We start from the raw sequence: 22,569 nt of genomic DNA on the forward strand, positions 1-22,569 counted from the left end.
GGACTTCGAGTCCCACGCCTCCGCCGTCCTAGGCTGAGGGCCGGGACCAGTCAAGGACGACCGGACCAGGACAGCGACAGGAGATAGCCATGGACTGGCTGCTGTATGCCGGGGACGACCCCGGGCACAAGTTATTGCTGATGCTCATCGCGATCGTGCTGTTCGTCGTGCTGATGGGCATCATCCTCTTCGTGGTCGACCGGCCACGGAACCCCACCCGCTGGTTCGTCGGCTTCGGGTTCACGGGCGCGGCGCTGCTGCTGCTCCTGCTCGGCCTCGTGTACCCGGCGATCCGCACCATCATCAACTCGTTCATGAACCGCAACAGCACCGAGTTCGTGGGCGTGGACAACTACGTGGTGGCCTTCACCGAGCCCAGGTTCCTCGTCGTGCTCGGCAACACGGCGCTCTGGGTGCTGGTCGCCCCGCTCGTGGCCACGTTCCTCGGTCTGCTGTACGCCTACCTGGTCGACAAGAGCCGCTTCGAGGCCGTGGCCAAGGGGCTCGTGTTCCTGCCGATGGCCATCTCGATGGTGGGCGCGTCGATCATCTGGAAGTTCGTCTACGAGTTCAAGCCGGCCGGCGTGAACCAGACCGGCCTGCTCAACCAGTTCATCGTCTGGCTCGGCGGCGAACCGCAGCAGTTCCTGATCAGCCGGCCGCTCAACACGTTCCTGATCATGGTGGTCTTCATCTGGATCCAGGCGGGCTTCGCGATGACGCTGCTCTCGGCGTCGATCAAGGCGATCCCCGACGACATCGTCGAGGCGGCCCGGCTCGACGGCGTCTCCGGGTTCGGCATGTTCTGGCGCATCACCATCCCGAGCATCCGGCCCGCCCTGGTCGTCGTGCTCACCACGATCGCGATGACCACGCTGAAAACCTTCGACATCGTCAGAACGATGACCGCGGGCCAGTTCAACACCTCGATCGTCGCGCTGGAGTTCTACGACCAGCGGTTCCGGCAGAACGAGGCGGGCCTGAGCGCGGCGCTGGCCGTGCTGCTGTTCGTCATCGTGATCCCGGTGATCATCTACAACGTGCGCCAGCAGCGCCTCTCGGAGGACGTCCGATGAGCACCGTGAAGACAGCCGACGCCGTACCCGAGGCACCCCGGGCGAAGTCCGACCTCGGCGGACGCGCCCGCAAGGCGCGCAAGGCGCTCTCCAACCCGTGGGCGAGCACCCTCGCCGTCGTCATCGCCATCCTGTGGACCATCCCGACGCTCGGCCTGCTCATCACGTCGTTCCGCCCGGAGCTGGACATCCGGCAGAGCGGCTGGTGGACCGTGTTCGGCTCCGCGTTCGCCGGCGAGGGCGTGTTCTCGCTGCGGAACTACGAGGCCGCGCTGTTCGACGGGTCCACGAACCTCGCCGTGTTCTTCGTGAACTCGTTCGTGGTCACGCTGCCCGCGGTGTTCATCCCGATCACCCTCGCCCTGCTGGCCGCCTACGGGTTCGCCTGGGTCGACTTCAAGGGCGCCGACTTCCTGTTCATCGCGGTGTTCGCCCTGCAGATCGTGCCGATCCAGATCACCCTCGTGCCGCTGCTGTCGGCCTACGTGGACCTGGGCATCAACGGCACGTTCTGGACCATCTGGTTGTCGCACTCGATCTTCGCGCTGCCGCTGGCGATCTTCCTGCTGCACAACTTCATGAAGGAGATCCCGAGGTCCCTGGTCGAGGCGGCGCGGATGGACGGCGCCGGCCACGTGCAGGTCTTCTTCCGGGTCGTGCTGCCGCTGCTCACGCCGGCGCTCGCGGCGTTCGCCATCTTCCAGTTCCTGTGGGTGTGGAACGACCTGCTGGTCGCCCTGGTCATGGGTGACCTGAAGACGTTCCCGCTCACGGTCCGGGTGGCCGAGCTCGCGGGTTCGCGCGGTGGTGACTGGCACCTGCTGTCGGCCGGTGCGTTCATCTCGATGATCGTGCCGCTGATCGTGTTCCTGTCGCTGCAGCGCTACTTCGTGCGCGGCCTGCTGGCGGGTTCCGTCAAGGGCTGACCGCGTCGTCCCGCGGACCGGCTGCTCGGTGGTCGAGCTTGTCGAGACCCAGGTCTCGACAAGCTCGACCACCGTTCTTTCTCACGCCGAGGGTGCCTCGCGAGCCAGGAGGCTCTCCTTGATCGGCAGGCCGTAGCGGAAGCCGCCCAGCGTGCCGTCCGTGCGCAGGATGCGGTGGCACGGCACGAACAGCGCCGCCGCGTTCATGGCGCACGCGCCGGCCGCGGCGCGCACCGCCGCCGGCCGCCCGGTCCGCACCGCGTACTCGCTGTACGTCAGGCGCTCGCCGGGCTCGACCTCCCGCAGCACGTCCCAGGCGTGCGTCCGGTACGGGCCGCTCGCCTGCAGCACGGGGATGTGGCCGGGCGCCCCGTGGTCGCCGTCGTAGTAGGCGCGGACAGCGTCCGCGGCCTCGGCGAGCAGGCCCGTCGCGGCCTCGCCGTCGGCGCGGTCCGCGGCGGACGGGCGCAGGCTCGGGTGGACGAGCGCGAGGAGCGAGCCGACGTCGTCGGTCCAGCCGGCGGCGAGCACCTGCTCCGTGGCCTGGCCCGCCGGGGCGCGGTCGACGGCGGGAACCGCCGCGACGACGACGCTGAACGGGCCGTCGGGGGTGGTGAGGGTCGTGGTCTGCATGTTCTTCCTTCCAGGAGATCGAGGTGTCAGACGCACAGGTCACCCGGGTGACCTGTAGGTCTGACACGTCAGGCGGAGCGCCACAGGTGCATCGCGGCGTAGGAGCGCCAGGGCGCCCAGACCGCGCCGCGCAGGGCGAGCTCCTTGAACTGGTGCGGGCGGGAGGCCTCCGCGGAGACCAGCCCGAGGTTGCGGGCGCCGGACAGCAGGGCGACGTCGCCGTCCATCAGGACGTCGGGGTCGCCGAGCACCCGCAGCGCCACGTACCCGGCCGTCCACGGCCCGATCCCGGGCCGCGCGACGAGACGACGCCGCAGGTCGTCGGGGTCGTCGCCGACGCTCAGCGTGAGGGTGCCGTCCGCGAGGTCCCGGGCCGCACCGAGCACGGTCGCCAGGGTCCGGGCGGGCAGGCGGAGGTAGGCCGAGCCGCCCTCGGTACCGGGCCCGCCGCCGGAGCCCGGCTCAGACGGACCGGCGATCTGGCGCGAGGTCGGGAACAGCCTGGTCAGGCCCTCGAACGCCGAGACGTACGGGGTGCCCACGCCGTGCGCGAGCCGCGTCAGGTGCGTCCGCGCGGCGGCGACACTGATCTGCTGCCCCACGATCGCGCGGACCAGCAGCTCGGCCGGGTCCAGCGTGCCGGGCACCCGGATTCCGGGGACCGCCGCGACGGACGGCGCGAGCACCGGCTCGGCCGCGAGCGATGAGTCGACGGCGACCGGGTCGGCGTCGAGGTCCAGCAGCCGCCGCACGCGCGCGACGGCGACGGGCGCGTCCGCGAGGTCGGCGAGCTCCAGGTCCAGGTCGACACGCCCGCTGCCGGGCCGGGGCACGCGCACCTCGAACGCGCCGGGTCCGTGCGGCAGGAGGACGGTCCGGGCGTACCGGAGCACGGGGGCGGCGGTTGGTGCCGGGCTCGAGGGGGTGGACGAGCCGGGGGTGCCGTTCATCCTGTCCGAGCCGGGGGTGCCGATGACGCCCAGGTCCGCTGACTCCACGCCCTCGATCGCGCGCACGGCGAGGAACTCCAGCACGCCCTGCGCGTCGAACGGCTCGCGCACGGGCAGCGTGAGCGAGATGCGCACGGGCTCGCCCGCCGTCGTCGCGACTTCGGTCGGATGCATTGAGCTCGGTCCGTCAACCGACCGGGCTCGCGACGTCGGACCGAGCTCACGTTGACCAGGGCGCCGGGCCCGCGCACGGAGCTCGGACGGCGTCGCGCCGAACACCTCGGCCACGGTGTCATTGAACTGGCGGATCGAGCCGAACCCGGCCGCGAAGGCGACGTCGGCCAGGCGGAGCGAGGTACCGACGAGGAGGGTGCGCGCGGTCTGCGCGCGCTGGGCCCGGGCGAGGGCCAGCGGCCCCGCGCCGAGCTCGCCGACGAGCAGCCGGTGCAGCTGCCGCTCGGAATACCCCAGGCGCTGCGCGAGGCCGGAGACGCCCTCGCGGTCCACCACGCCGTCGGCCACCAGGCGCATCGCGCGACCCGTGAGGTCGCGGCGCAGGTCCCAGGCCGGCGTCCCCGGAGCGGCCTCGGGCAGGCACCGCTTGCACGCCCGGAACCCGGCCTCGTGCGCGGCGGCGGAGGTCAGGTAGAACCTGACGTTCTCGGCCTTCGGCGTGCGCGCCGGGCACGACGGCCGGCAGTAGATTCCGGTGGTGCGCACCGCGGTGTAGAACTGCCCGTCGAAGCGGGAGTCGCGCGCGGCGATGGCGCGGTAACGCTCGGTGAACGCGGGATCGCGGAGCTCGACGTCGGTCATGCCCACCATCCTGCGCCCCGTCCGGGCGTAGCGGCTAGCGGGATTCGGACACGGCAGTGAGGGCCGTGAGGCGGGTCTCGAGGCCCTCCCGGACGCCGGGCCACTCGTCGGACAGGATCGAGAAGTACAGGGTGTCGCCCTCGGAACCGTCCGGGGCGATGCGGTGCGCCCGCAGCCGCCCCTCCTCCTGCGCGCCGAGCTTCAGGATCGCGGCACGGGACCGCGTGTTCCGCGCGTCGCAGCGCAGCGCGACCCGGCGCAGCTCCAGCACCTCGAAAGCGTGCCGCAGCAGCATCAGCTTGCACGCCGGGTTGGTCGCGCCGGCCCACCAGTCGCGGCCGTAGAACGTGGACCCGATCTCGACGCGGCGCTGCCGGGCGCTGAGCTCGTAGAACCGGGTCGAGCCGCGCACCTCGCCGTCGGGCCCGAGCACCGCGAACGCCAGGTGGTCCGGGGCCGCGAGGGCGGCGTCCACGTACGCCTCCATGGCGGGGACGGTGTCGGGGAGCGCGCTGGTCATGCCCGCCCAGAGCTGGGCGTCGACGAGTCCGGCCAGGGCCGGTGCGTGCTCGTGGGCCAGCGGTTCGAGGCGGACGCCGTGGGCGGCGAGACGGAGATCGTGCTGCATGGCGCCATCCCACCACGCCCGCGGCGTCCCGGGCCGCCTTGTCCGGCGCCCGGGACCCGCGTCCGGCGCCCGCGACGTCGCGGGCACGAACCGGTCAGCGCAGGTCGCGCAGGTACGCCGCCGCGCCCCCGTAGCCCGCCGTCCGGCGCTCGTCGAGCGTGGCGATGATGAGCAGCACCCCGCCCGCCGCCGCGAGCGTGAGCATCCACGGCACCGCGGAGATCTCCGTGCCGAGCTGGCTGACGAACACGATCAGCACCTCGATCGGCAGCACCCAGACCCCGAGCAGGAACGGCGCCGCGAGCCCGCGCCGGGACCCCACCAGCACCCCGGTCAGTGCCACCGCGACCACCAGCACGGCCCGCCAGGTCTGCGGGTCGGTGAACGTCGCGAGCACCGAGGGCCCGAGCAGCGCCAGGATCCCGGGTCCCAGCAGGGCCCACGAGCCGGTCCAGCCCACCGGCCAGCCCACCAGGGTGCGCTGCGGGACCCGGGCGGAGTCGGGTCCGGCCACCCTGGTCCGGGCCTCCCACTCGCCGAGCGCGAAGCAGCCGGCCACGACGAGCCCCACCCCCAGCGGCACGGAGAACACCTCGACCCGCAGCTCGCGCGGGACCCAGGCCGCGATGCCCGCCGCCAGGGCGGCCATCCACACGGCCCAGGACGGCACGCCCGTCGTGTGCCCGCGCAGCAGCCGCCGCGCGACCACCACCAGGAGCACGAGCAGCGCGACCTCCACCACCCACAGCGCCACGATGGCGCCCCAGTGCGGTTCCGTGTTCGCCACGGCGCCCACGGTCAGGAACACCAGCGCCGGGACGCGGCCCGCGGCGTCGAGCACCCGCAGCAGCCGAGCCGACGACGCGCCCTGCCGGGCGCCGTTGACCGCCACGAGCGCGAGCGCGCCCGCGACGACGGCCCAGCCCAGGCCGACCGCGAACCGGGTCCCCGGCTCGCCGTCCGGCGACGCCGCCACCTGCAGCGACTCGACGGTCAGGCCCACGCCCGCCAGCAGCACGGCCCCGGCCAGCAGGGCGCGCGCCCGGGCGGACCACGCGACGGACACGAGCGGCCACCTCCGCAGCACGACGATCGCGAGCGTCAGCACGGCCCCGGCCGCGAGCAGGATCCAGGCGCGTGGGTCGCCCGGGTGTGTGCCGAGGGCCAGCGTCAGGTCGCTCGGCACCAGTGCCAGCACCAGGCCCGCCGCCGCCAGCCGCCAGCCGTGGCTCCCGCCGCGCCGGGCCAGCAGGGCGCCCACGAGCACCGCGGCCACCGCCGGCGGCAGCGTGTAGGCCTCGACGAGCCGGACGCCGCCGTCGGCCAGCGCGGTCCAGACCGCCGTGGTGGCGAGCGCTCCGGCGAGCCACCACACGCGGGTGCGGTCGGGCTCGCGCGCCACCACCCCGGCGCCGACGGCGAGGAGCAGCAGCACGGCCACGGCGATGTCCGGTCCGGCCGACGGGCGGCCGTACGCCAGGCCGACGGTGATCGCGCCGGTCACCAGCACGCTCGCCTCCAGCGTGGTGCGCACCAGCGCGCCCACCACGCTGCCGTCGGTCACCCGTGCGGCGAGGAAGGCCGCGACCCGCGGCGCCCCGCCCGCGACGACGGCGACCGCCGCCGCGACCACCGGCAGGAGCACGGGTGAACCGCTGCCGGGGATCAGCACGGCGCCCGCGCTCACGACCGCCACCGAGACGGTCGGCAGCACCAGGCCCGCCGCGATCACCCGCACGGCCGGCGCGAGGCCCGCCCGCCGGGTGAGGAGCAGCACCAGCTCCAGGACGAGCATCGCCGTGGCCGCCCCCGCGGACCACCAGGTGCGGTCGAGCACCACGGTGTACACCCCGAGCGCGAACGGCACGGCCGTCACGCCGAGCACGGCGAACCACTCGCCCCGGGTGACGCGCGTGCCGACGGTCACGGCCACCGCCGTCATCGACGCCGCGGCCGACACCGTGCACACCGCGGCCACCCAGCCGAACCCGAGCCAGCCCAGCCAGACCCCGCCCACGACCAGCGCGTACGCGTAGGCGCCGCCGACGAGCGCGGGGTGCACGGCGCGCGGCAGCGCGGCGCGCGCGGCCAGCGCCAGCGGCACGGCGACGACTGTCGCCGCCAGCACCGAGGGCCGGCTCTGCCAGGAGCCGACCGCCAGCAGGCCGAGGGCCACGCAGGCCCCGGTCAGCGCGGCGGGGCGCCAGGACGCGCCCTCCGCCGGGCTCATCGCGGACCCGCCGAACCGGACGGTGAGCCCCGCGGCCCGGCGCACGCCGTCCAGCGCGCCCCGCGCCCCGGTGACGACGGCGCGCAGCGGGCGCCAGGACCGGCCCGGGTCCGTGGTCGCCGCCAGCAGCACCACGGTGAGCACGGCCAGCAGCACGAGCGCCGCAGCGGCGGTCAGCCGGGTGTGCAGCACGGCGACGACGGCCAGGCCGACGGTCACCCAGGGGGCGAGCGCCCGGGCGGTCCGGACCAGCGGCGCCGGAGCGCCCGACGCCGGCCCCGCCGCGATCCCCAGCCGGGAGGCCGCCAGCACCAGCAGCGCCAGGACCACCACGCCGAGCGTGGCGGAGGCCCGGGCCTCCAGCGACAGGTACGGGCCACCCAGCGGCCCGTCGCCCAGGGTCAGCGCGGGGGCCACCCCGAGCGGACCGACCAGCACCTCCGGCACGCGCTGCCCGGCGGACCCCACCGCCGGGACGGTCGCGACCACGGCGACCAGCCAGGCGGCGAGCAGCAGGTCGGCGCGCGTGCGGGCGGCGGGCACGAGTGGGCGCACCCGCAACGCGACCAGGACGGTCAGCACCGCGGCGAGCACGGCCCAGGCCACGCCCGCCGCGGCGGGCAGCACCCAGATCAGCTCGGCGCCTTCCCACGCCGCGAGGCACATGGCCGCGGCCGCGCCGAGGCCCCCGGCGACGAAAGTCCACCAGCGGCGGTGCGTGCCGCGCCGCAGCACGGCGGCGACCACGGCCGTGACGGCGAGCACGGCGGCCGTCTCGGCGTCGCCCGGCACGCCGGCGAGGAACGCTGCCGGCGGCACCACGAACGCCGTGCCGACCGCCAGCACCACCCCGAGCACCTGGACCGCCTCGAGCAGCCCGAGCTCGTTCCGCAGCGTGGAGCCGACGCGCGGGCCCGTGATCCGCGCGACCACCGGGCCGGCCAGCGTGGCCAGGGCGACGAGCAGGGCGCCCGCGGCGACGGCCCACGGCCGCTCGATGCCGTCGGGCAGGGCGAGCGCCGCGGGGAACGCCGCGAACGGCGCCGCGAGCAGGCCCGTCGTGACCCAGGGCCTTACCCGCAGCACGTGCCCGGCGGCGACCGCGCCGACCGCGACGCCCGCCCACCAGAGGTCGAACGTCAGCGGGGTGAGGTTCGGCAGGGCGAACGTGGCGGCCAGCGCGCCGGGCACGGCCACCGTGCGGACCAGGCCGAGCACGCGTGACTCCCACCGCGGCACCACGCCGAGGCGCTCGCCGACCCGGCGCAGCGCAGCGGTCGCGCCGTGCGCCACGAGCGCCGCCGCGACCAGGGCGAGGATCCAGACCCAGGCGAGCAGGCCGACGTCGGACAGGCCCGCGGCGAGCAGCACCGGGACCAGCGGCGCGGAGAGGGCTCCGGCGGCGGCCCACGAGCGCACCCGCAGGCGGGCGCCGAGCGCGACGAGCGCGGGCGCGAGCAGCGCGAGCAGGGCGGCCCGCGCGAGGAACGGCTCGACGTCGCCGAGCAGCCCGGCCTCCAGGCCGAGCTCCGCGCAGACCCAGCCCAGCGCGACGGCCAGGGTGCCCACGGCCTCGGCGGACGACCGCAGGCCGGCCCGGCGCATCAGCGCCGCCGCGACCACGGAGGCGACCGTGACCAGCAGCGTCGCGACGGTGCGGAGCACGAGCTGGTCGGCGAGCGTGAAGAACACGAAGACCACGGCGGACACCGCGAGCAGCGCGGCGCCCACCCCGGCGAGGATCGGCTGGAGGGCCACGGTGCGGGGCGGGGTCGCCGGTCCCGCGGGGGCGACCGGGGCGGCGGAGCCACTCCCGTCCGCCCCGCCCACCACCGTGCCGCCCCACGCGCCGCCCGGCACCGCGCCACCCGGCTCCAGGCCGGGCACGGGCGCCTTCGTCGTCCCACGAGGTGTGCGCCGCACCGGGGGAGCATCGCCGCTCCACGCGACCACGCGCTCCGGCGCCGCACTGCGCCCGCCCGCCCGCTGCTGCCCCGCCTTCGCGCCGGTGGTTCCGACCGCTCGGCCCGCGGCCCCGGCCTTCCGGGCGTACGCGGCCGCCGCGGGCTGCTCGGCGCGCATCTCGTCGAGGATCCGCTGGCGCTCCCGGATGGCCCGCTCGACGGCGAGCGAGGCCTCGTGGACGTCGATCCCGCGCCGCCCGCCGAGGTCGAGCGCGCACGTGCCGCAGACGGCGCCGCGGAGGGGCGCTCCGCACGCGGGGCAGGACACGGTATCGGGCAGGCGCCGCAGCGCATGACTCACCCACGTCTCTTCCATGGGCGGAAGCCTGGCGGAGCCGGACGTCACCGGGGTAGCCCGGCACGCAAGGAATCGGTCACAGTTTCATGCCGAATGTGTGCTTCGCCCGTCAACTCGGCCCGGCTCGGCCGGCACCGACCGCCGTCCTGCCGGCGTCGTCAGACGTGCGCGTCCAGCCAGTCCAGCACCGTGCTCAGGTACTTCTCGCGGGCCGGCTTCGGGGACAGCGCCAGGTCGTGGGCTCCGCCCTCGATGACGGCGATCTCCACGGTCCGCCCGAGGCCTGGCGCGCGGGCGTGCATGTGCGCGACGTCGAGCACGACGTCGGTGCCGAGCTGCTCCGCGATCTCCCCGGCGTCGGACCCCGTGCGGCCGCTGGTGCACACGAGCACCGGGCACCGCACGTCCAGCCCGCGTCCGACGGTGCGGTGCCCGCGCCGGATCGCCGCCAGCCAGCCGGCGCGGACCGGGAACCCCGCGTACGGCTTCCACCGCAGGTCGTAGTCCCACTCGCCGCCCGAGCTGGTGTGCAGGGCCCGGCCGTAGCCCTCGCCGAGCCGGGACACGATCAGCCGGGGCGAGACCCGCCCGAGCACGTAGACGGCCTGGGTGACCAGGGTCCGGTCGGACCAGCTGCCCTGCAGGTCGAACCAGGGGCTGTTCAGCACGAGCGCCGTCACCCGGTCGGGGCGCGCGTTCGCGTACAGCGAGGTGATGAGCCCGCCCGTCGAGTGGCCCAGGAGCACCAGCCCGGAGTGACCGTCCGCGGCGATCACGTCGGCGGCCGCGTCGAGGTCCTGCGCGTAGAGCTCCAGACGGTTGATCATGTTGGCGTCCCGGCCCGCCGCCGTCCACGCGTCCATGGACCGTCCGTGCCCGCGCAGGTCGACGGCGTAGAACGGGTAGCCCCGCCCCGCGACCGCCTCGGCGAGGTGCCGCTGGAAGAAGTAGTCGGTGAACCCGTGGACGTACAGCACCGGAGTGCGCCCGGTCACCGGCCCGTCCTCGGGCGTGTAGCGGATCAGGGTGGCCTCGGCGCCGCCCGGGAGCTGGAGCGTGCGGGCCGCGAAGCCCGCACCCAGCACGTCCTCGGTCCAGTCGTTCACCCGGCCAGTGTGCCCGACAGGCGCGGCGTGCGGCCAGGCAACTGGCGCTCGCGGCGCAGCGCGGGCAGGAAGCACAGCGCGCCCACGGTGCTGAACACCCCGCCGATGACCATGGCGGCGGGGACCGAGAGCAGCCCCGCCGCCCAGCCGAGCGCGGGCGCGCCCAGCGAGTAGGCCGCGAACCCGACCATGGACGCCATCGACAGCACCGTGGTGCGGTTCCGGGCCTCGGCCTCCCGGTGGAGCAGCGCCTGGTAGGCCGGACCGCACGCACCGTGCAGCCCGTAGGTGACCAGGTATGCGGCGATCAGGCCGACCGGTCCGAGCGCGAGCCCCATCCACACGGCCCCGAGCCCGTTGAGCACGCGCGCCAGGATCGCCGTCCGGGCCACGCCCAGGCGCGGCGTGAGGAGACCCGTCAGGGCTGCCCCGCCCGCGAACACGGCCCACCCGGCGGCCGCGACCGGCCCGGAGACCGCGGCCGCGGCCTCGGTCCCGCCCAGGAGCTCGGCCAGCCGGATCGGCTGGAACGTCTCGAAGATCACCATCCCCACGCTCCAGAACACCTCGACCAGGAGCAGCCAGCGCAGCACCCGGTTGTCCCGCGCCAGGCGCAGGCCGTCGCGGATCACCCCGGGCGCCTGGCGCGCGGAGTCGAGCACGCGTGCGGCCACGCCCTGCTTGCCCCGGGTGCCCGACGACGGCGCCGGCGGCAGGGCCGGTGTCGCCCCGGGCCCGGCCGCCCCGGCGTCGGCCGCGGCGTCGGCGACGTGGGCAGCGGCGTCGGCCCCGGCCGGGTGCGTCGCGTCGCGCGGCGTCTCCCGGACCAGGGCGACCACGGTGACCAGGTGCACGACCGAGAGCACGACGTAGACCGCGTAGGGCAGCACGAGCGAGGACCAGGCGTCCAGCGGGTGCCACCAGACGAGGCCGCCGGAGACCAGGGCGCCGACGGCGATGGCCACTCCCATCACGGTGCCCTGCGCGGCCAGCGGGCGGTCGACGTCGGCCCCCGGTTCGGTGGCGTGCACCGTGTCGACGAACCAGGACTCCAGGGGCCCGGAGTCCAGCGCCCGGAAGATGCCCGTGACCGCCGAGGCCAGGGCGAAGGCCCAGAACGTCTGCGCGGCCAGGAACAGGGCGGCCGCCGCCACCTGCAGCACGGCGGCGGCGATCAGCATCGGGCGGCGCCCGAGGGAGTCGGCGAGGCCGGCGGTGGGCAGCTCCAGCGCGAACACGACGAACCCGCCCAGCGACAGCGCGGTGAGTGCCTGCGGCACCGAGAGCCCGCGCTCGATGGGCAGCAGCGTGGTGACGGTGACGACCAGCCCGACGGGGAACCACCGGGTCAGGGTGAGCAGCAGGAAGACCTGCCGGGCGCGGCGCGGGGTCAGGGGGGTCATGGCCGGTCCGTCTCGCCGGGCGCGGCGTCGGGCTCGCCCCCGGCGCCGGGAACGTCGTCCGGCTCCAGCGGGAACGCCGCCTGCCAGAAGTGCACGCGGCGCGCCCCGGGAGCGGGCTCGGCGTCGTGGTAGCGCTCCAGGACCGCGTCGAGCTCCTGGCGGAGCGCCTTGAGCTGTTCGGGGTTCACGGTCACCCAGGCGTCGCCCTGGCCCGTGGCGTCCTGCCAGTCGGTGGGCCAGGCCTCCGCGACGTCGAGCCAGTGCCCGAAGTCGGTGGTGAACAGGCGCAGGTAGTCGCGTTCCAGCCAGCCGAGCGCGGTGGCGGCGTCCTCGTCGTGGGCCAGCTCCGAGCGCTCCCAGCTGTGGGAGCTCGTGGCGGCGCGCCAGAGGCGCTGCTTGCCGGCGCCGTCGCCGGTGTCCGCGACCAGGCCGACGGACTCCAGCTTGCGCAGGTGGTAGCTGGTCGCGCCGGTGTTGGTGCTCAGCGCGTCGGCGAGCGTCGTGGCCGTCGCGGGGCCGCCGATCCGCAGGGCGCCGAGCAGGCGCGAGCGCAGCGGGTGGGCGAGCACCTTCACGGCCTCGGGGGTGAGGCTGAAGTCGTCCTGGGGAGCGGTCATGCGTGCACGATAACCATGCACAATCTCGGTGCACAAGAGTCATGCACAAAAATTGTGCACGCCAGACGTGCGAAGGCCCGGCTCGGCCGGAGCCGGGCCGGGCCCTCGCAGCCGGTTCGCGGTGCGTCAGGTCAGCATGACGACGGCGGTCACCACGCCGGCGACCACCACGAGCACGCGGAACACGCTCGGCGGCATCTTGCGTCCGATGCGCGCGCCCACGTACCCGCCCACCACCGACCCCGCGGCCAGCAGCCCGATCGCCAGCCAGTCCAGGTCGGCGACGACCACGAAGATGACGGTCGCGATCAGGTTCGCCGCGAGCAGCGCCACCGTCCGCAGGGCGTTGATGTTCCGCACCGCGAGGTCGGTCCCGAGCCCCAGCACCGCCGCCATCATGACGCCGGCCCCGGCGCCGAAGTAGCCGCCGTACACGCCGGTGAGCACCGAGAAAACGACGGTCGCCGGCGACATCCCGTGCCGCAGCCGGGTCGGCTCGTCGCGGGTGCGCCGCAGCCACCGGCTGATCCAGGGCTGCACGCCCACCAGCAGGCAGGAGGTCAGGATCAGCCAGGGCACGATCGCCTCGAACACCCCCGGCGGCAGGGCGAGCAGCAGCGCCGCTCCGCCGATGGACCCGACGGCGCAGGTCACGAGCACGATGACCGCTACCCGCGGGTGCTCGCGCAGCTCCTGCCGGTAGCCGAACGACCCGCTCAGCCCGGCGGGCACGAGGCCCACCGTGTTCGAGGCGTTCGCGACCACGGGCGGCAGCCCGACGGCGAGCAGCACCGGGAAGCTCAGCAGCGAGGCGACGCCGACCGTCGTCGACAGCACGCCCGCGCCGAGGCCGGCGCCGAGGACGGCGAGGTGCTCCCAGCCGGTCATCGCTCCTCCTCCCGCAGCAGGGCCACGTCGCTGACCATCTCGACGTGCGCGTGCATGGCCGCGGCGGCGGCCTCCGGGTCCCGGGCGCGGATGGCGTCCGCGATGGCGCGGTGCCCGGTCAGGGAGTTGCGCGGCCGGCCCGGCTGCGAGAGCGACTCGATGCGGCTCTCGCGGATCAGGCTGGCGATCTCGCGCATCGTCTGGGCCAGCAGGTCGGAGTGCGCCGCCGCGGTCACGGCCGCGTGGAACTGCTCGTCGGCGTCCACGCCGCGGTCGCCGTGCTCGATCGACGCCGCCATGGCGTCCAGGGAGGCGTCGATCGCGGCGAGGTCGTCGTCGGTACGGCGCTGCGCGGCCAGCGACGCGATCTTGGTCTCGAGCGCGTCGCGGATATCGATGATCTCGGGCATCCGGTCGGCGTGCGCGCGGATCGCCTCGACGATGCGGCTCTCGCTGTGCTTGCCGGTCAGCACGGTGCCGTCGCCGTGCCGCACCACCACGACGCCCACCACCTCGAGCGCCACGAGGGCCTGGCTGAGGGTCGCGCGGCTGACGCCGAGCCGGGCGGCGAGCTCGCGCTCCGGGGGCAGCCGGTCGCCGGCTTTCAGGCCGTTCTGCCTGATCCACGTGGTGATCTGTTCCGCCACCTGCTCGTAGAGGCGGGTGCGGGCCAGTGGCGTCGGCAGTTCGGCGGGAGCCTTCGGGGTCACCACCCGAGAGTACTTGACAGAAACCGGACTGGACTATTGGCTAGGCCACTGATCCATCGTGCCTCGTCGGTCAACGGTGACCGCCGCGATGGAAAGAGGAGTTCTCATGGGTCCTGAGTGGATCGCGATCATCGCGCTCGTCGCGTTGTTCGTGGCCGGGACAGTCCTGCCGATCAACATGGGCGCACTCGCCTACGTCGCGGCGTGGTTCGTCGGCGTCTTCGCCCTGAACATGGACGACAAGGAGGTGCTGGGCGGGATCAGCGCCGATCTCGTCCTGACGCTCATCGGCGTCACCTACCTGTTCTCCATCGCCAAGAACAACGGCACCGTCGACCTCATCGTCTCCAAGGCGGTCCAGGCGGTCGGGGGCCGGGTGGCCCTCATCCCCTGGGTCATGTTCGCCGTCACCGCGCTGCTCACCGCCATCGGCGCCGCCAGCCCCGCCGCGTGCGCCATCATCGGCCCGGTCGCCCTCGGCTTCGCCCGCCGCTACAAGATCAACCCGCTCATGATGGGCATGTTCGTGGTGCACGGCGCCCAGGGCGGCGGGTTCTCCCCGATCAGCATCTACGGCACCATCACCAACTCCGTCATGGCCGGCGTGGGCTACGAGGGCACCGAGATGGGCGTCTTCATCGCGTCGCTCGCGATCAACACCGCGATGGCCGTGGTCCTCTTCCTCGTCCTCGGCGGCCGCCAGCTCATGCACGAGCGGGTCGACCCCGCCGACGCGTCCGGCCACCTCGTCGACGACCTGCACGCGGGCGGCACCTCGGTGACCGTCAGCGGCCAGGGCGCCGGGATCTCCACCGTCACGCGCGGCCTCGGCGTGCGCCGCGACCACGTGCTCACCCTCGTCGCCTTCGCCGCCGTCGCGACCACGGCGCTCGCGTTCGACCAGAACATCGGCTTCGTCTCGATCACCGCCGCCGTCGCGCTGGCCATGCTCTCCCCGCACCAGCACAAGGACGCCGTCAAGCAGATCGCCTGGCCCACCGTGCTGCTGGTGGCGGGCGTCAGCACCTACGCCGCGATCCTCACCGAGGCGGGCGCGCCCGAGTACATCGGCACCTGGGCCGCGGGCCTGGGCGTCGCCGCGATCGGCGCGCTCGTCCTGTGCTACGTGGGCGGCATCGCCTCGGCCTTCGCGTCGTCGACGGCGCTCCTGCCGGTCATCATCCCGATCGCCGTCCCGCTCATCGGCGGAGGCGGCGTGAGCCCCTGGGCCATGGCCGCCGCCCTGGCGGTCTCGTCGACCATCGTCGACGTCAGCCCCTTCTCCACGAACGGAGCCCTGATGCTCGCCAACCGCCCGGACACGATCTCCGAGCAGGCCTACTACAAGCAGATCCTCAACTACGCCATCATCGTCACCCTCGCGGGGCCGCTGCTGGTGTGGGGCATCCTCGTCCTGCCGGGCTGGTGAGCACCATGACCGGACCCCTATCCGACGTCGTCGTCGTCGACCTCTCCCGGGCCCTGGCCGGGCCGCACGCCACCATGATGCTGGGCGACCTGGGTGCGCGCGTCGTCAAGGTGGAGGTGCCCGAGCGGGGCGACGACACGCGCGGCTGGGGCCCGCCGTTCGTCGGGCCGGAGGGGGCGCGCGAGTCCACGTACTTCCTGTCCGCGAACCGCAACAAGGAGTCGATCGCGCTCGACCTCAAGGCGGACGCCGACCGGGCGACGCTCCTCGAGCTCGTCGACCGGGCCGACGTGCTCGTGGAGAACTTCCGCCCCGGGGTGCTGGACCGCCTCGGTCTGGGCGTCGACTCCCTGCTGGAGCGCAACCCGCGCCTCGTGGTGCTTTCCATCACCGGGTTCGGGCACGACGGGCCGGAGGGCGGCCGCGCCGGGTACGACCAGATCGCCCAGGGCGAGGCGGGCCTCATGTCCCTGACCGGCTCCGGCCCGGACGACCCGCAGCGGGTGGGCGTGCCGATCGGCGACCTGCTCGCCGGCATCTACGGCGCGTACGGCGTGCTGGCGGCGCTGCACGAGCGGCACCGCACCGGCGTCGGCCAGGTGGTCCGCACCTCGCTGCTGGCGGCCGTCACCGGCGTGCACGCCTTCCAGGGCACGCGGTGGACGGTCGCCGGGGAGGTGGGGCGCGCGCAGGGCAACCACCACCCTTCGATCGCGCCGTACGGCCTGTTCCGCTGCCGTGACGGCGCCGTCCAGATAGCCGTGGGGTCCGAGGCGCTGTGGCAGAGGTTCTGCCTCGCGTTCGGCCTCGACCCCGACGCGGAGGGCCTGCGGAACAACCCCGAGCGGGTGGCCCGCCGCGACCAGGTGATCAAGGTGGTCGAGGACGTCTTCGACGCCTACGACGCCGACGACCTGCTCACCCGGCTCGCCGACGCCGGCATCCCGGCGGGCCGGGTGCGTACGCTCGACGAGGTGTACGCATGGGAGCAGACGGCGAGCCAGGGCCTGCTCGTGGACGTCGAGCACGCGAGCCTGGGCCGGCTGACGCTGCCCGGCCCACCGCTGCGGTTCTTCGACGCCGAGGGCGCCGAGGTGACGCGCCGCGAGCACCGGGCACCGCCGGTCCTGGACGAGCACGCGGCCCGGATCCGGGCGTGGCTCGACGCGGCGGGGTCTGCGTCTGACGGCAGGCCGGGCGCACCCGGGCCGGAGGCCGGGCCGTGACCCGGCGCTGGACCGCGCGCGAGCTGCTCGACCTCGTGCTCGACGGCGGCAGCTTCGAGTCCTGGGACGAGCCGGTCGACACCTCCGGGCACCCGGCGGAGTACCGCGCGGTGCTGGCCGCCGCGGCCGAGAAGGCCGGCACCGACGAGTCAGTGCTCACGGGGCGCGGCCGAGTGCGCGGCCGGCCCGTGGTGGTGGTCGTCAACGAGTTCCGGTTCCTCGGCGGGTCCATCGGCCGGGCCGCCGCGCGGCGGATCACCGCCGCGATCCGGCGGGCGACGGCCGAGGGGCTGCCCGTGCTGGCGACGACGGCGTCCGGCGGCACCCGGATGCAGGAGGGCACGCCCGCGTTCCTGCGGATGGTCGAGATCTCGCGGGCCGTCATGGACCACCGCGACGCCGGCCTGCCGTACCTCGTCTACCTGCGGCACCCCACCACGGGCGGCGTCTACGCGTCCTGGGGCTCGCTCGCGCACCTCACCGTCGCCGAGCCGGGCGCGCTCATCGGCTTCCTCGGCCCGCGCGTGGTCGAGGCGCTGACCGGCAAGGCCCTGCCCGACGGCGTGCAGTCCGCCGAGAACCTCGCCGCCAAGGGCGTGCTCGACGGCGTCGTCACGCCCGAGAGCCTGCCCGCGCTGGTCGAGCGGGCGCTCGCGGTGCTGGTCGACCCGCCGTCGGAACCGGCGTTGCCGCGGCGTACCGGCGAGCCCTCCGGGACGACGTCGGCCTGGGACTCCGTGCTGCAGACCCGGGCCGAGGGCCGCGTGGGCGTACGGGACCTGCTGCGCTACGGCGCGTCGGGGACGGTGCGGCTGTCCGGCACGGACGAGGGCGAGCGGGACGAGTCGATGCTGGTCGCGCTCACGCGGCTGGACGGCCGGCCGTGCCTCGTGGTCGGCCAGGACCGGACCCGGCAGTCCGCGAGCACCCCGATGGGACCCGCCGCGCTGCGCGTGGCCCGGCGCGCGATGGGGCTGGCCGAGGAGCTGCGGCTGCCGCTCGTCGCGGTGATCGACACCCCCGGGGCCGAGCTGTCGCAGGCCGCCGAGGAGGGCGCGCTCGCCGGCGAGATCGCGCGCTGCATGGCGGCGCTGACCCGCATGACCGTACCGACGCTGTCGGTGATCCTGGGCCAGGGCTGCGGCGGCGGGGCCCTCGCGCTGCTGCCCGCGCAGGCCGTGATCGCGGCCGAGCACGCGTGGCTCTCGCCGCTGCCGCCCGAGGGCGCGAGCGTCATCGTGCACGGGGACACGGCGCACGCCGCCGAGCTGGCGGAGGCCCAGCACGTGCGCGCCGTCGACCTGCTCGCGGAGGGAGCGGTGCAGCGCGTGGTCCCGGAGCACGACGACGACACGGCGCGCGACGTCGCGGTGGCGGTCGCGGCGGAATGCGCGGCGGTGCTGGCTGGTCGGTAGTTTCGGGTGGTCGGCAGAATGTCAGGTAGTCGGTATTCCGAGCTTCCGACCACCTGACGTTCTACCGACCACCCAAATTGCCGAACCCACAGCTAGCGCTTCTCCAGGGCCTTGCGGACCTGCTGGACCAGCGCGAACACGAGCAGCGCGGCGAAGGCGATCGAGGCCACGTTGTCGGGCAGCACCACCGACAGGCTCGCGCCGCCGAACGAGAACACCGACGCGACCAGGCCGATGATCGCCGCCGTCTTGAGGTGGACCAGGCCGTTGCGGGCGTTGACCCAGGTGCCCGAGACGGCGGTCGGGATCATCGCGACCAGCGAGGTGCCCTTGGCGAGCGCGGGGGCGAAGTCGAACAGCGCGGACAGGCCGGGGACGGCGATCTGGCCGCCGCCGATGCCGAGCAGACCCGACGCGATGCCCATGACCAGGCCGAGGCCCACCATCCCCGCGCCGTCGAGCAGGCTCGGGATGCCCTGCGCCGTGCTGACCGACGGCGGGTCGGCGAACGCGTCGAGCAGGGACCGCACGATGCCCGCCACGAGCACGCCGACGAACAGCCAGCGCAGCAGGGTCTCGGGCACGCGCGCGAGCAGCCGCGCGCCGTAGGCCGCGCCGACCACGGAGCCGACCACGAGCAGCCCGGCGGAGATCAGGTCGACCGCCTGGTGCGTGAGGTACGGGATGGACCCGACGATCGCGGCCGGGAGGATCGCGGCGAGCGAGTAGGCGCTCGCGCGGCGCTGCGTCAGCCCGCCGAGCGAGGTCAGGAGCGGCACCATCACGATGCCGCCGCCGAGGCCGAACAGACCGGAGAACGCTCCGCCGACGATCCCGACGAGGACGGCGCGGGGTGGGGTCAGGGAGTCGTCAGTCTGCTCGGTCACCCCGTGATGATCTCAGGTGTGCGGCGATGGTCCGCGCGCAGTCCAGCGAGGCGGTGCGCGTGGTGTCCACCTCCAGGTCGTACCGGACTCCCCGGTGGACGACGTCGGCCTGCTTCGCAGCCATGCCCGCCACCCGGTCGCCGCGGGCCGCCTCGCGCCGCCCGGCCACGGCCGGGTCGCACCGCACGCCGACCCAGAGCGTCGGCACGTCGCCCAGCGCGTCGAGCCAGCGGCGCTGCGACGCGCCGCCGCCCAGGAAGACGTCGTCGACCACGAGGTGCGCGCCCGCGCGCGCCATGGCGACCAGCCCGGTGATCCAGGCGTCCTGCAGCGCCATGAAGTCCCCGCCGACGGCGACGCCGCCGTCGTCCGCGAAGCCGATGCCGTCGCCGCCGGAGGTCAGCCGGGCGGGCATCGCGTCGACGAGGGTGTCGATGCTGAGCGAGAGCCAGGACCCGGGGAGCACGGACTGCAGGTCGCGGGCGATGGCCGATTTGCCGGAGCTCGATCCGCCGTTGAGGACGATGACCTCGGTGTTCATCCCGCCACCGTACGAGTGTCGGTGACGCGCGCTACAGTGAATACCAAGTTGAGCGGAATAGACTCAACTTTGCGCAGGTTTCAACCAGTAGACCTCTGTCCCACCTGAACCAGCCCCGGGAGGCTTCATGGACACCAAGTTCACGACCATGTCGCAGCAGGCGATCGGCGACGCCATCCAGTCGGCGTCGGCCGCCGGCAACCCGCAGCTCGAGCCGGTCCACCTGCTCGCCTCGCTGCTCACGCAGGAGCGCGGCGTGGCCGTCGGCCTGCTCGACGCGGTCGGGGCGAACGCGCAGGCCATCGGCCAGCAGGTGCGCGCGGCCCTCGTCGCGCTGCCCCAGGCCAGCGGCAGCAGCACCGCCCAGCCGAGCGCGAGCCGCGCCCTGGCGACGGTCCTCGACCTGGCGGGCAAGGAGGCCCAGGGCCTGGGCGACGAGTACGTCTCCACCGAGCACCTGCTGATCGCGCTGGCCGCCGGCCAGTCGTCCGCGGCGCAGATCCTGTCCGACGCCGGGGCCACCGCCGATGCCCTGCGCGCCGCACTGCCCGCCGTCCGCGGCTCGGGCCGCGTCACGAGCCCCAACCCGGAGGGCACCTACAAGGCTCTGGAGCAGTACGGCACCGACCTGACCCAGCAGGCCCGCGACGGCAAGCTGGACCCGGTGATCGGCCGCGACTCGGAGATCCGTCGCGTGATCCAGGTGCTGAGCCGCCGCACCAAGAACAACCCGGTGCTCATCGGCGAGCCCGGCGTCGGCAAGACCGCCGTCGTCGAGGGGCTCGCCCAGCGCGTGGTGGCGGGCGACGTCCCCGAGTCCCTCAAGGGCAAGCGCCTGATCGCGCTCGACCTGGCCTCGATGGTGGCCGGCGCCAAGTACCGCGGCGAGTTCGAGGAGCGCCTGAAGGCGGTCCTGGAGGAGATCACGGCGTCCGACGGCGAGGTGGTCACCTTCATCGACGAGCTGCACACCGTGGTCGGCGCGGGTGCCGGCGGCGAGGGCGCCATGGACGCAGGCAACATGCTCAAGCCGATGCTCGCCCGCGGCGAGCTGCGCATGGTCGGCGCCACCACCCTCGACGAGTACCGCGAGCACATCGAGAAGGACCCCGCGCTGGAGCGCCGGTTCCAGCAGGTGTTCGTGGGCGAGCCCTCGGTGGAGGACACCGTGGCGATCCTGCGCGGCCTCAAGGAGCGCTACGAGGCGCACCACAAGGTGACCATCGCCGACTCAGCGCTCGTGGCCGCGGCCTCCCTCTCCGACCGGTACATCTCCGGCCGTCAGCTCCCCGACAAGGCGATCGACCTGGTCGACGAGGCCGCGTCCCGCCTGCGCATGGAGCTCGACTCGTCCCCGATCGAGATCGACGAGCTGCAGCGCGCCGTGACCCGCCTGGAGATGGAGGAGGTCGTGCTCTCCGAGTCCGCCGACGCCGCCTCCAAGGACCGCCTCGAACGGCTCCGCGCCGACCTCGCCGACCGCCGCGAGGCCCTCGCGGCGCTCACCGCGCGCTGGGAGTCGGAGAAGGCCGGGCACAACCGCGTCGGCGACCTGCGCGCGCGCCTCGACGAACTGCGCACCGACGCGGAGCGCAAGCTCCGCGAGGGCGACCTCGAGGGCGCGGCGCGCATCCAGTACGGCGAGATCCCCGTGGTCGAGAAGGAGCTCGCGGCCGCCGAGGAGGCCGAGGCCGGTGCGGAGGACGAGCCCGAGGGCCTCGGCCCGGAGACCGCCGAGCCCCCGATGATCGCCGACAAGGTCGGCGCCGACGAGATCGCCGAGGTGGTCGCCGCCTGGACCGGCATCCCCGCCGGGCGCCTGCTGCAGGGCGAGTCCGAGAAGCTCCTGCACATGGAGGACGTCCTCGGGGAGCGCCTCATCGGCCAGCGGGCCGCGGTCGCCGCGGTGTCCGACGCCGTGCGGCGCACCCGCGCGGGCGTCTCCGACCCCGACCGGCCCACCGGCTCGTTCCTGTTCCTCGGCCCCACGGGCGTGGGCAAGACCGAGCTCGCCAAGGCGCTCGCGGACTTCCTGTTCGACGACGAGCGCGCCATGGTGCGCATCGACATGTCCGAGTACGCGGAGAAGCACTCCGTGGCGCGGCTCGTCGGCGCGCCTCCGGGCTACGTCGGGTACGAGGAGGGCGGTCAGCTCACCGAGGCCGTCCGGCGTCGGCCCTACTCGGTGGTGCTGCTGGACGAGGTGGAGAAGGCCCACCCCGAGGTGTTCGACATCCTGCTCCAGGTGCTCGACGACGGCCGCCTCACCGACGGCCAGGGTCGCACCGTGGACTTCCGCAACACGATCCTGGTGCTCACCTCGAACCTCGGCTCGCAGTTCCTCGTGGAACCGATGCTGTCGGACGAGGAGCGCCGCGACTCCGTGATGACGGCCGTGCGGGCGGCGTTCAAGCCGGAGTTCCTCAACCGGCTCGACGACGTGGTCATCTTCGACGCGCTCACGCTGGACGAGCTCGGCCGCATCGTCGACCTGCAGGTCGGCGCGTTCGCCAAGCGCCTCGGCGACCGGCGCATCACGCTGGAGGTGACCGCGGCGGCCCGCGAGTGGCTCGCCCTGGAGGGCTTCGACCCGGCCTACGGCGCCCGGCCGCTGCGCCGCCTCGTGCAGCGCGAGATCGGCGACCGCCTGGCGCGGCTGCTGCTCGCGGGCGAGGTGACCGACGGCGACACGGTGGTCGTGGACCGAGCCGACGGCGAGGGGCTCGCACTGGAGCGGCGGGTGCTCACCGCCTAGGCGAGGCGCGCTCGCCCGGGCGGGAAGCCCGGGCGAGCGGACGCCGAGATGTGACGGTGTTGTGAAAGTGG

The 22,569-nt window shown here is 74.3% G+C and carries 17 protein-coding genes; 6 read left to right on the forward strand and 11 right to left on the reverse strand.

The features are described 5' to 3' along the window. The first annotated feature begins 89 nt into the window (after window positions 1-89). A complete protein-coding gene (locus H291_RS0114180) occupies window positions 90-1,076 on the forward strand; it encodes a carbohydrate ABC transporter permease (RefSeq protein WP_026365748.1) in 987 nt (328 codons plus the stop codon). Further along, window positions 1,073-2,002 (forward strand): carbohydrate ABC transporter permease, encoded by a 930-nt coding sequence (locus H291_RS0114185; RefSeq protein ID WP_020015669.1) that lies wholly within the window; start codon window positions 1,073-1,075, stop codon window positions 2,000-2,002. Before H291_RS0114180 ends, H291_RS0114185 begins: the two co-directional genes overlap by 4 nt. Window positions 2,003-2,083: 81 nt before the next feature. Here the strand turns inward: H291_RS0114185 and H291_RS0114190 are convergent, their stop codons facing one another. From H291_RS0114190 to H291_RS0114230, 9 genes are all read right to left on the reverse strand, one after another. After that, complete coding sequence (locus H291_RS0114190) at window positions 2,084-2,635, reverse strand: methylated-DNA--[protein]-cysteine S-methyltransferase (RefSeq protein ID WP_020015670.1); 552 nt, start codon at window positions 2,633-2,635, stop codon at window positions 2,084-2,086. Window positions 2,636-2,703: 68 nt separating this feature from the next. Then, window positions 2,704-4,401: a DNA-3-methyladenine glycosylase 2 family protein gene (locus H291_RS0114195; protein WP_020015671.1), complete on the reverse strand. Its 1,698-nt coding sequence runs from the start codon at window positions 4,399-4,401 to the stop codon at window positions 2,704-2,706. 34 nt (window positions 4,402-4,435) lie between these two features. Continuing rightward, window positions 4,436-5,029 (reverse strand): GNAT family N-acetyltransferase, encoded by a 594-nt coding sequence (locus tag H291_RS0114200; RefSeq protein WP_020015672.1) that lies wholly within the window; start codon window positions 5,027-5,029, stop codon window positions 4,436-4,438. 94 nt (window positions 5,030-5,123) lie between these two features. Further along, window positions 5,124-9,539 (reverse strand): SCO7613 C-terminal domain-containing membrane protein, encoded by a 4,416-nt coding sequence (locus H291_RS0114205; RefSeq protein WP_157237039.1) that lies wholly within the window; start codon window positions 9,537-9,539, stop codon window positions 5,124-5,126. Between the two features lie 140 nt (window positions 9,540-9,679). Further along, window positions 9,680-10,627, reverse strand: coding sequence for an alpha/beta hydrolase (locus tag H291_RS0114210; protein ID WP_020015674.1), 948 nt, complete (start codon window positions 10,625-10,627; stop codon window positions 9,680-9,682). Continuing rightward, window positions 10,624-12,030: an MFS transporter gene (locus tag H291_RS0114215; RefSeq protein WP_020015675.1), complete on the reverse strand. Its 1,407-nt coding sequence runs from the start codon at window positions 12,028-12,030 to the stop codon at window positions 10,624-10,626. Before H291_RS0114215 ends, H291_RS0114210 begins: the two co-directional genes overlap by 4 nt. Beyond that, a complete protein-coding gene (locus H291_RS0114220) occupies window positions 12,027-12,647 on the reverse strand; it encodes an ArsR/SmtB family transcription factor (protein WP_020015676.1) in 621 nt (206 codons plus the stop codon). Before H291_RS0114220 ends, H291_RS0114215 begins: the two co-directional genes overlap by 4 nt. 126 nt (window positions 12,648-12,773) lie before the next feature. Further along, complete coding sequence (locus H291_RS0114225) at window positions 12,774-13,535, reverse strand: sulfite exporter TauE/SafE family protein (protein WP_020015677.1); 762 nt, start codon at window positions 13,533-13,535, stop codon at window positions 12,774-12,776. Continuing rightward, complete coding sequence (locus H291_RS0114230; RefSeq protein ID WP_020015678.1) at window positions 13,532-14,248, reverse strand: FadR/GntR family transcriptional regulator; 717 nt, start codon at window positions 14,246-14,248, stop codon at window positions 13,532-13,534. The genes H291_RS0114225 and H291_RS0114230 overlap by 4 nt, the downstream gene beginning before the upstream one ends. Before the next feature lie 103 nt (window positions 14,249-14,351). On the opposite strand from H291_RS0114230, the gene H291_RS0114235 reads away from it, so the two are divergent. From H291_RS0114235 to H291_RS0114245, 3 genes are read left to right on the forward strand one after another with little or no spacing between them, the layout of a single operon-like run. Beyond that, a complete protein-coding gene (locus H291_RS0114235) occupies window positions 14,352-15,674 on the forward strand; it encodes an SLC13 family permease (protein ID WP_020015679.1) in 1,323 nt (440 codons plus the stop codon). Between the two features lie 5 nt (window positions 15,675-15,679). Next, window positions 15,680-16,900: a CaiB/BaiF CoA transferase family protein gene (locus H291_RS0114240; protein ID WP_051109519.1), complete on the forward strand. Its 1,221-nt coding sequence runs from the start codon at window positions 15,680-15,682 to the stop codon at window positions 16,898-16,900. Further along, on the forward strand, window positions 16,897-18,315 hold the full coding sequence (locus H291_RS0114245; RefSeq protein ID WP_020015681.1) for a carboxyl transferase domain-containing protein: 1,419 nt from the start codon (window positions 16,897-16,899) through the stop codon (window positions 18,313-18,315). The genes H291_RS0114240 and H291_RS0114245 overlap by 4 nt, the downstream gene beginning before the upstream one ends. Window positions 18,316-18,407: 92 nt before the next feature. Here H291_RS0114245 and H291_RS0114250 read toward each other — a convergent pair whose 3' ends face one another. Both H291_RS0114250 and cpt read right to left on the reverse strand, forming a co-directional pair. Next, the gene (locus tag H291_RS0114250; RefSeq protein ID WP_020015682.1) at window positions 18,408-19,202 is read right to left on the reverse strand and encodes a sulfite exporter TauE/SafE family protein; all 795 of its coding nucleotides are present in this window, start codon (window positions 19,200-19,202) and stop codon (window positions 18,408-18,410) included. Beyond that, entirely contained in the window at window positions 19,186-19,743 is a 558-nt protein-coding gene (cpt, locus tag H291_RS0114255; RefSeq protein ID WP_020015683.1) for a chloramphenicol phosphotransferase CPT, read from the reverse strand. The genes H291_RS0114250 and cpt overlap by 17 nt, the downstream gene beginning before the upstream one ends. 127 nt (window positions 19,744-19,870) lie before the next feature. On the opposite strand from cpt, the gene clpB reads away from it, so the two are divergent. After that, window positions 19,871-22,498, forward strand: coding sequence for an ATP-dependent chaperone ClpB (gene clpB, locus H291_RS0114260; protein ID WP_020015684.1), 2,628 nt, complete (start codon window positions 19,871-19,873; stop codon window positions 22,496-22,498). Window positions 22,499-22,569: the final 71 nt, after the last annotated feature.

Origin of the sequence: Promicromonospora sukumoe 327MFSha3.1 (assembly GCF_000385135.1) — a bacterium.
GTDB lineage: Bacteria > Actinomycetota > Actinomycetes > Actinomycetales > Cellulomonadaceae > Promicromonospora > Promicromonospora sukumoe_B.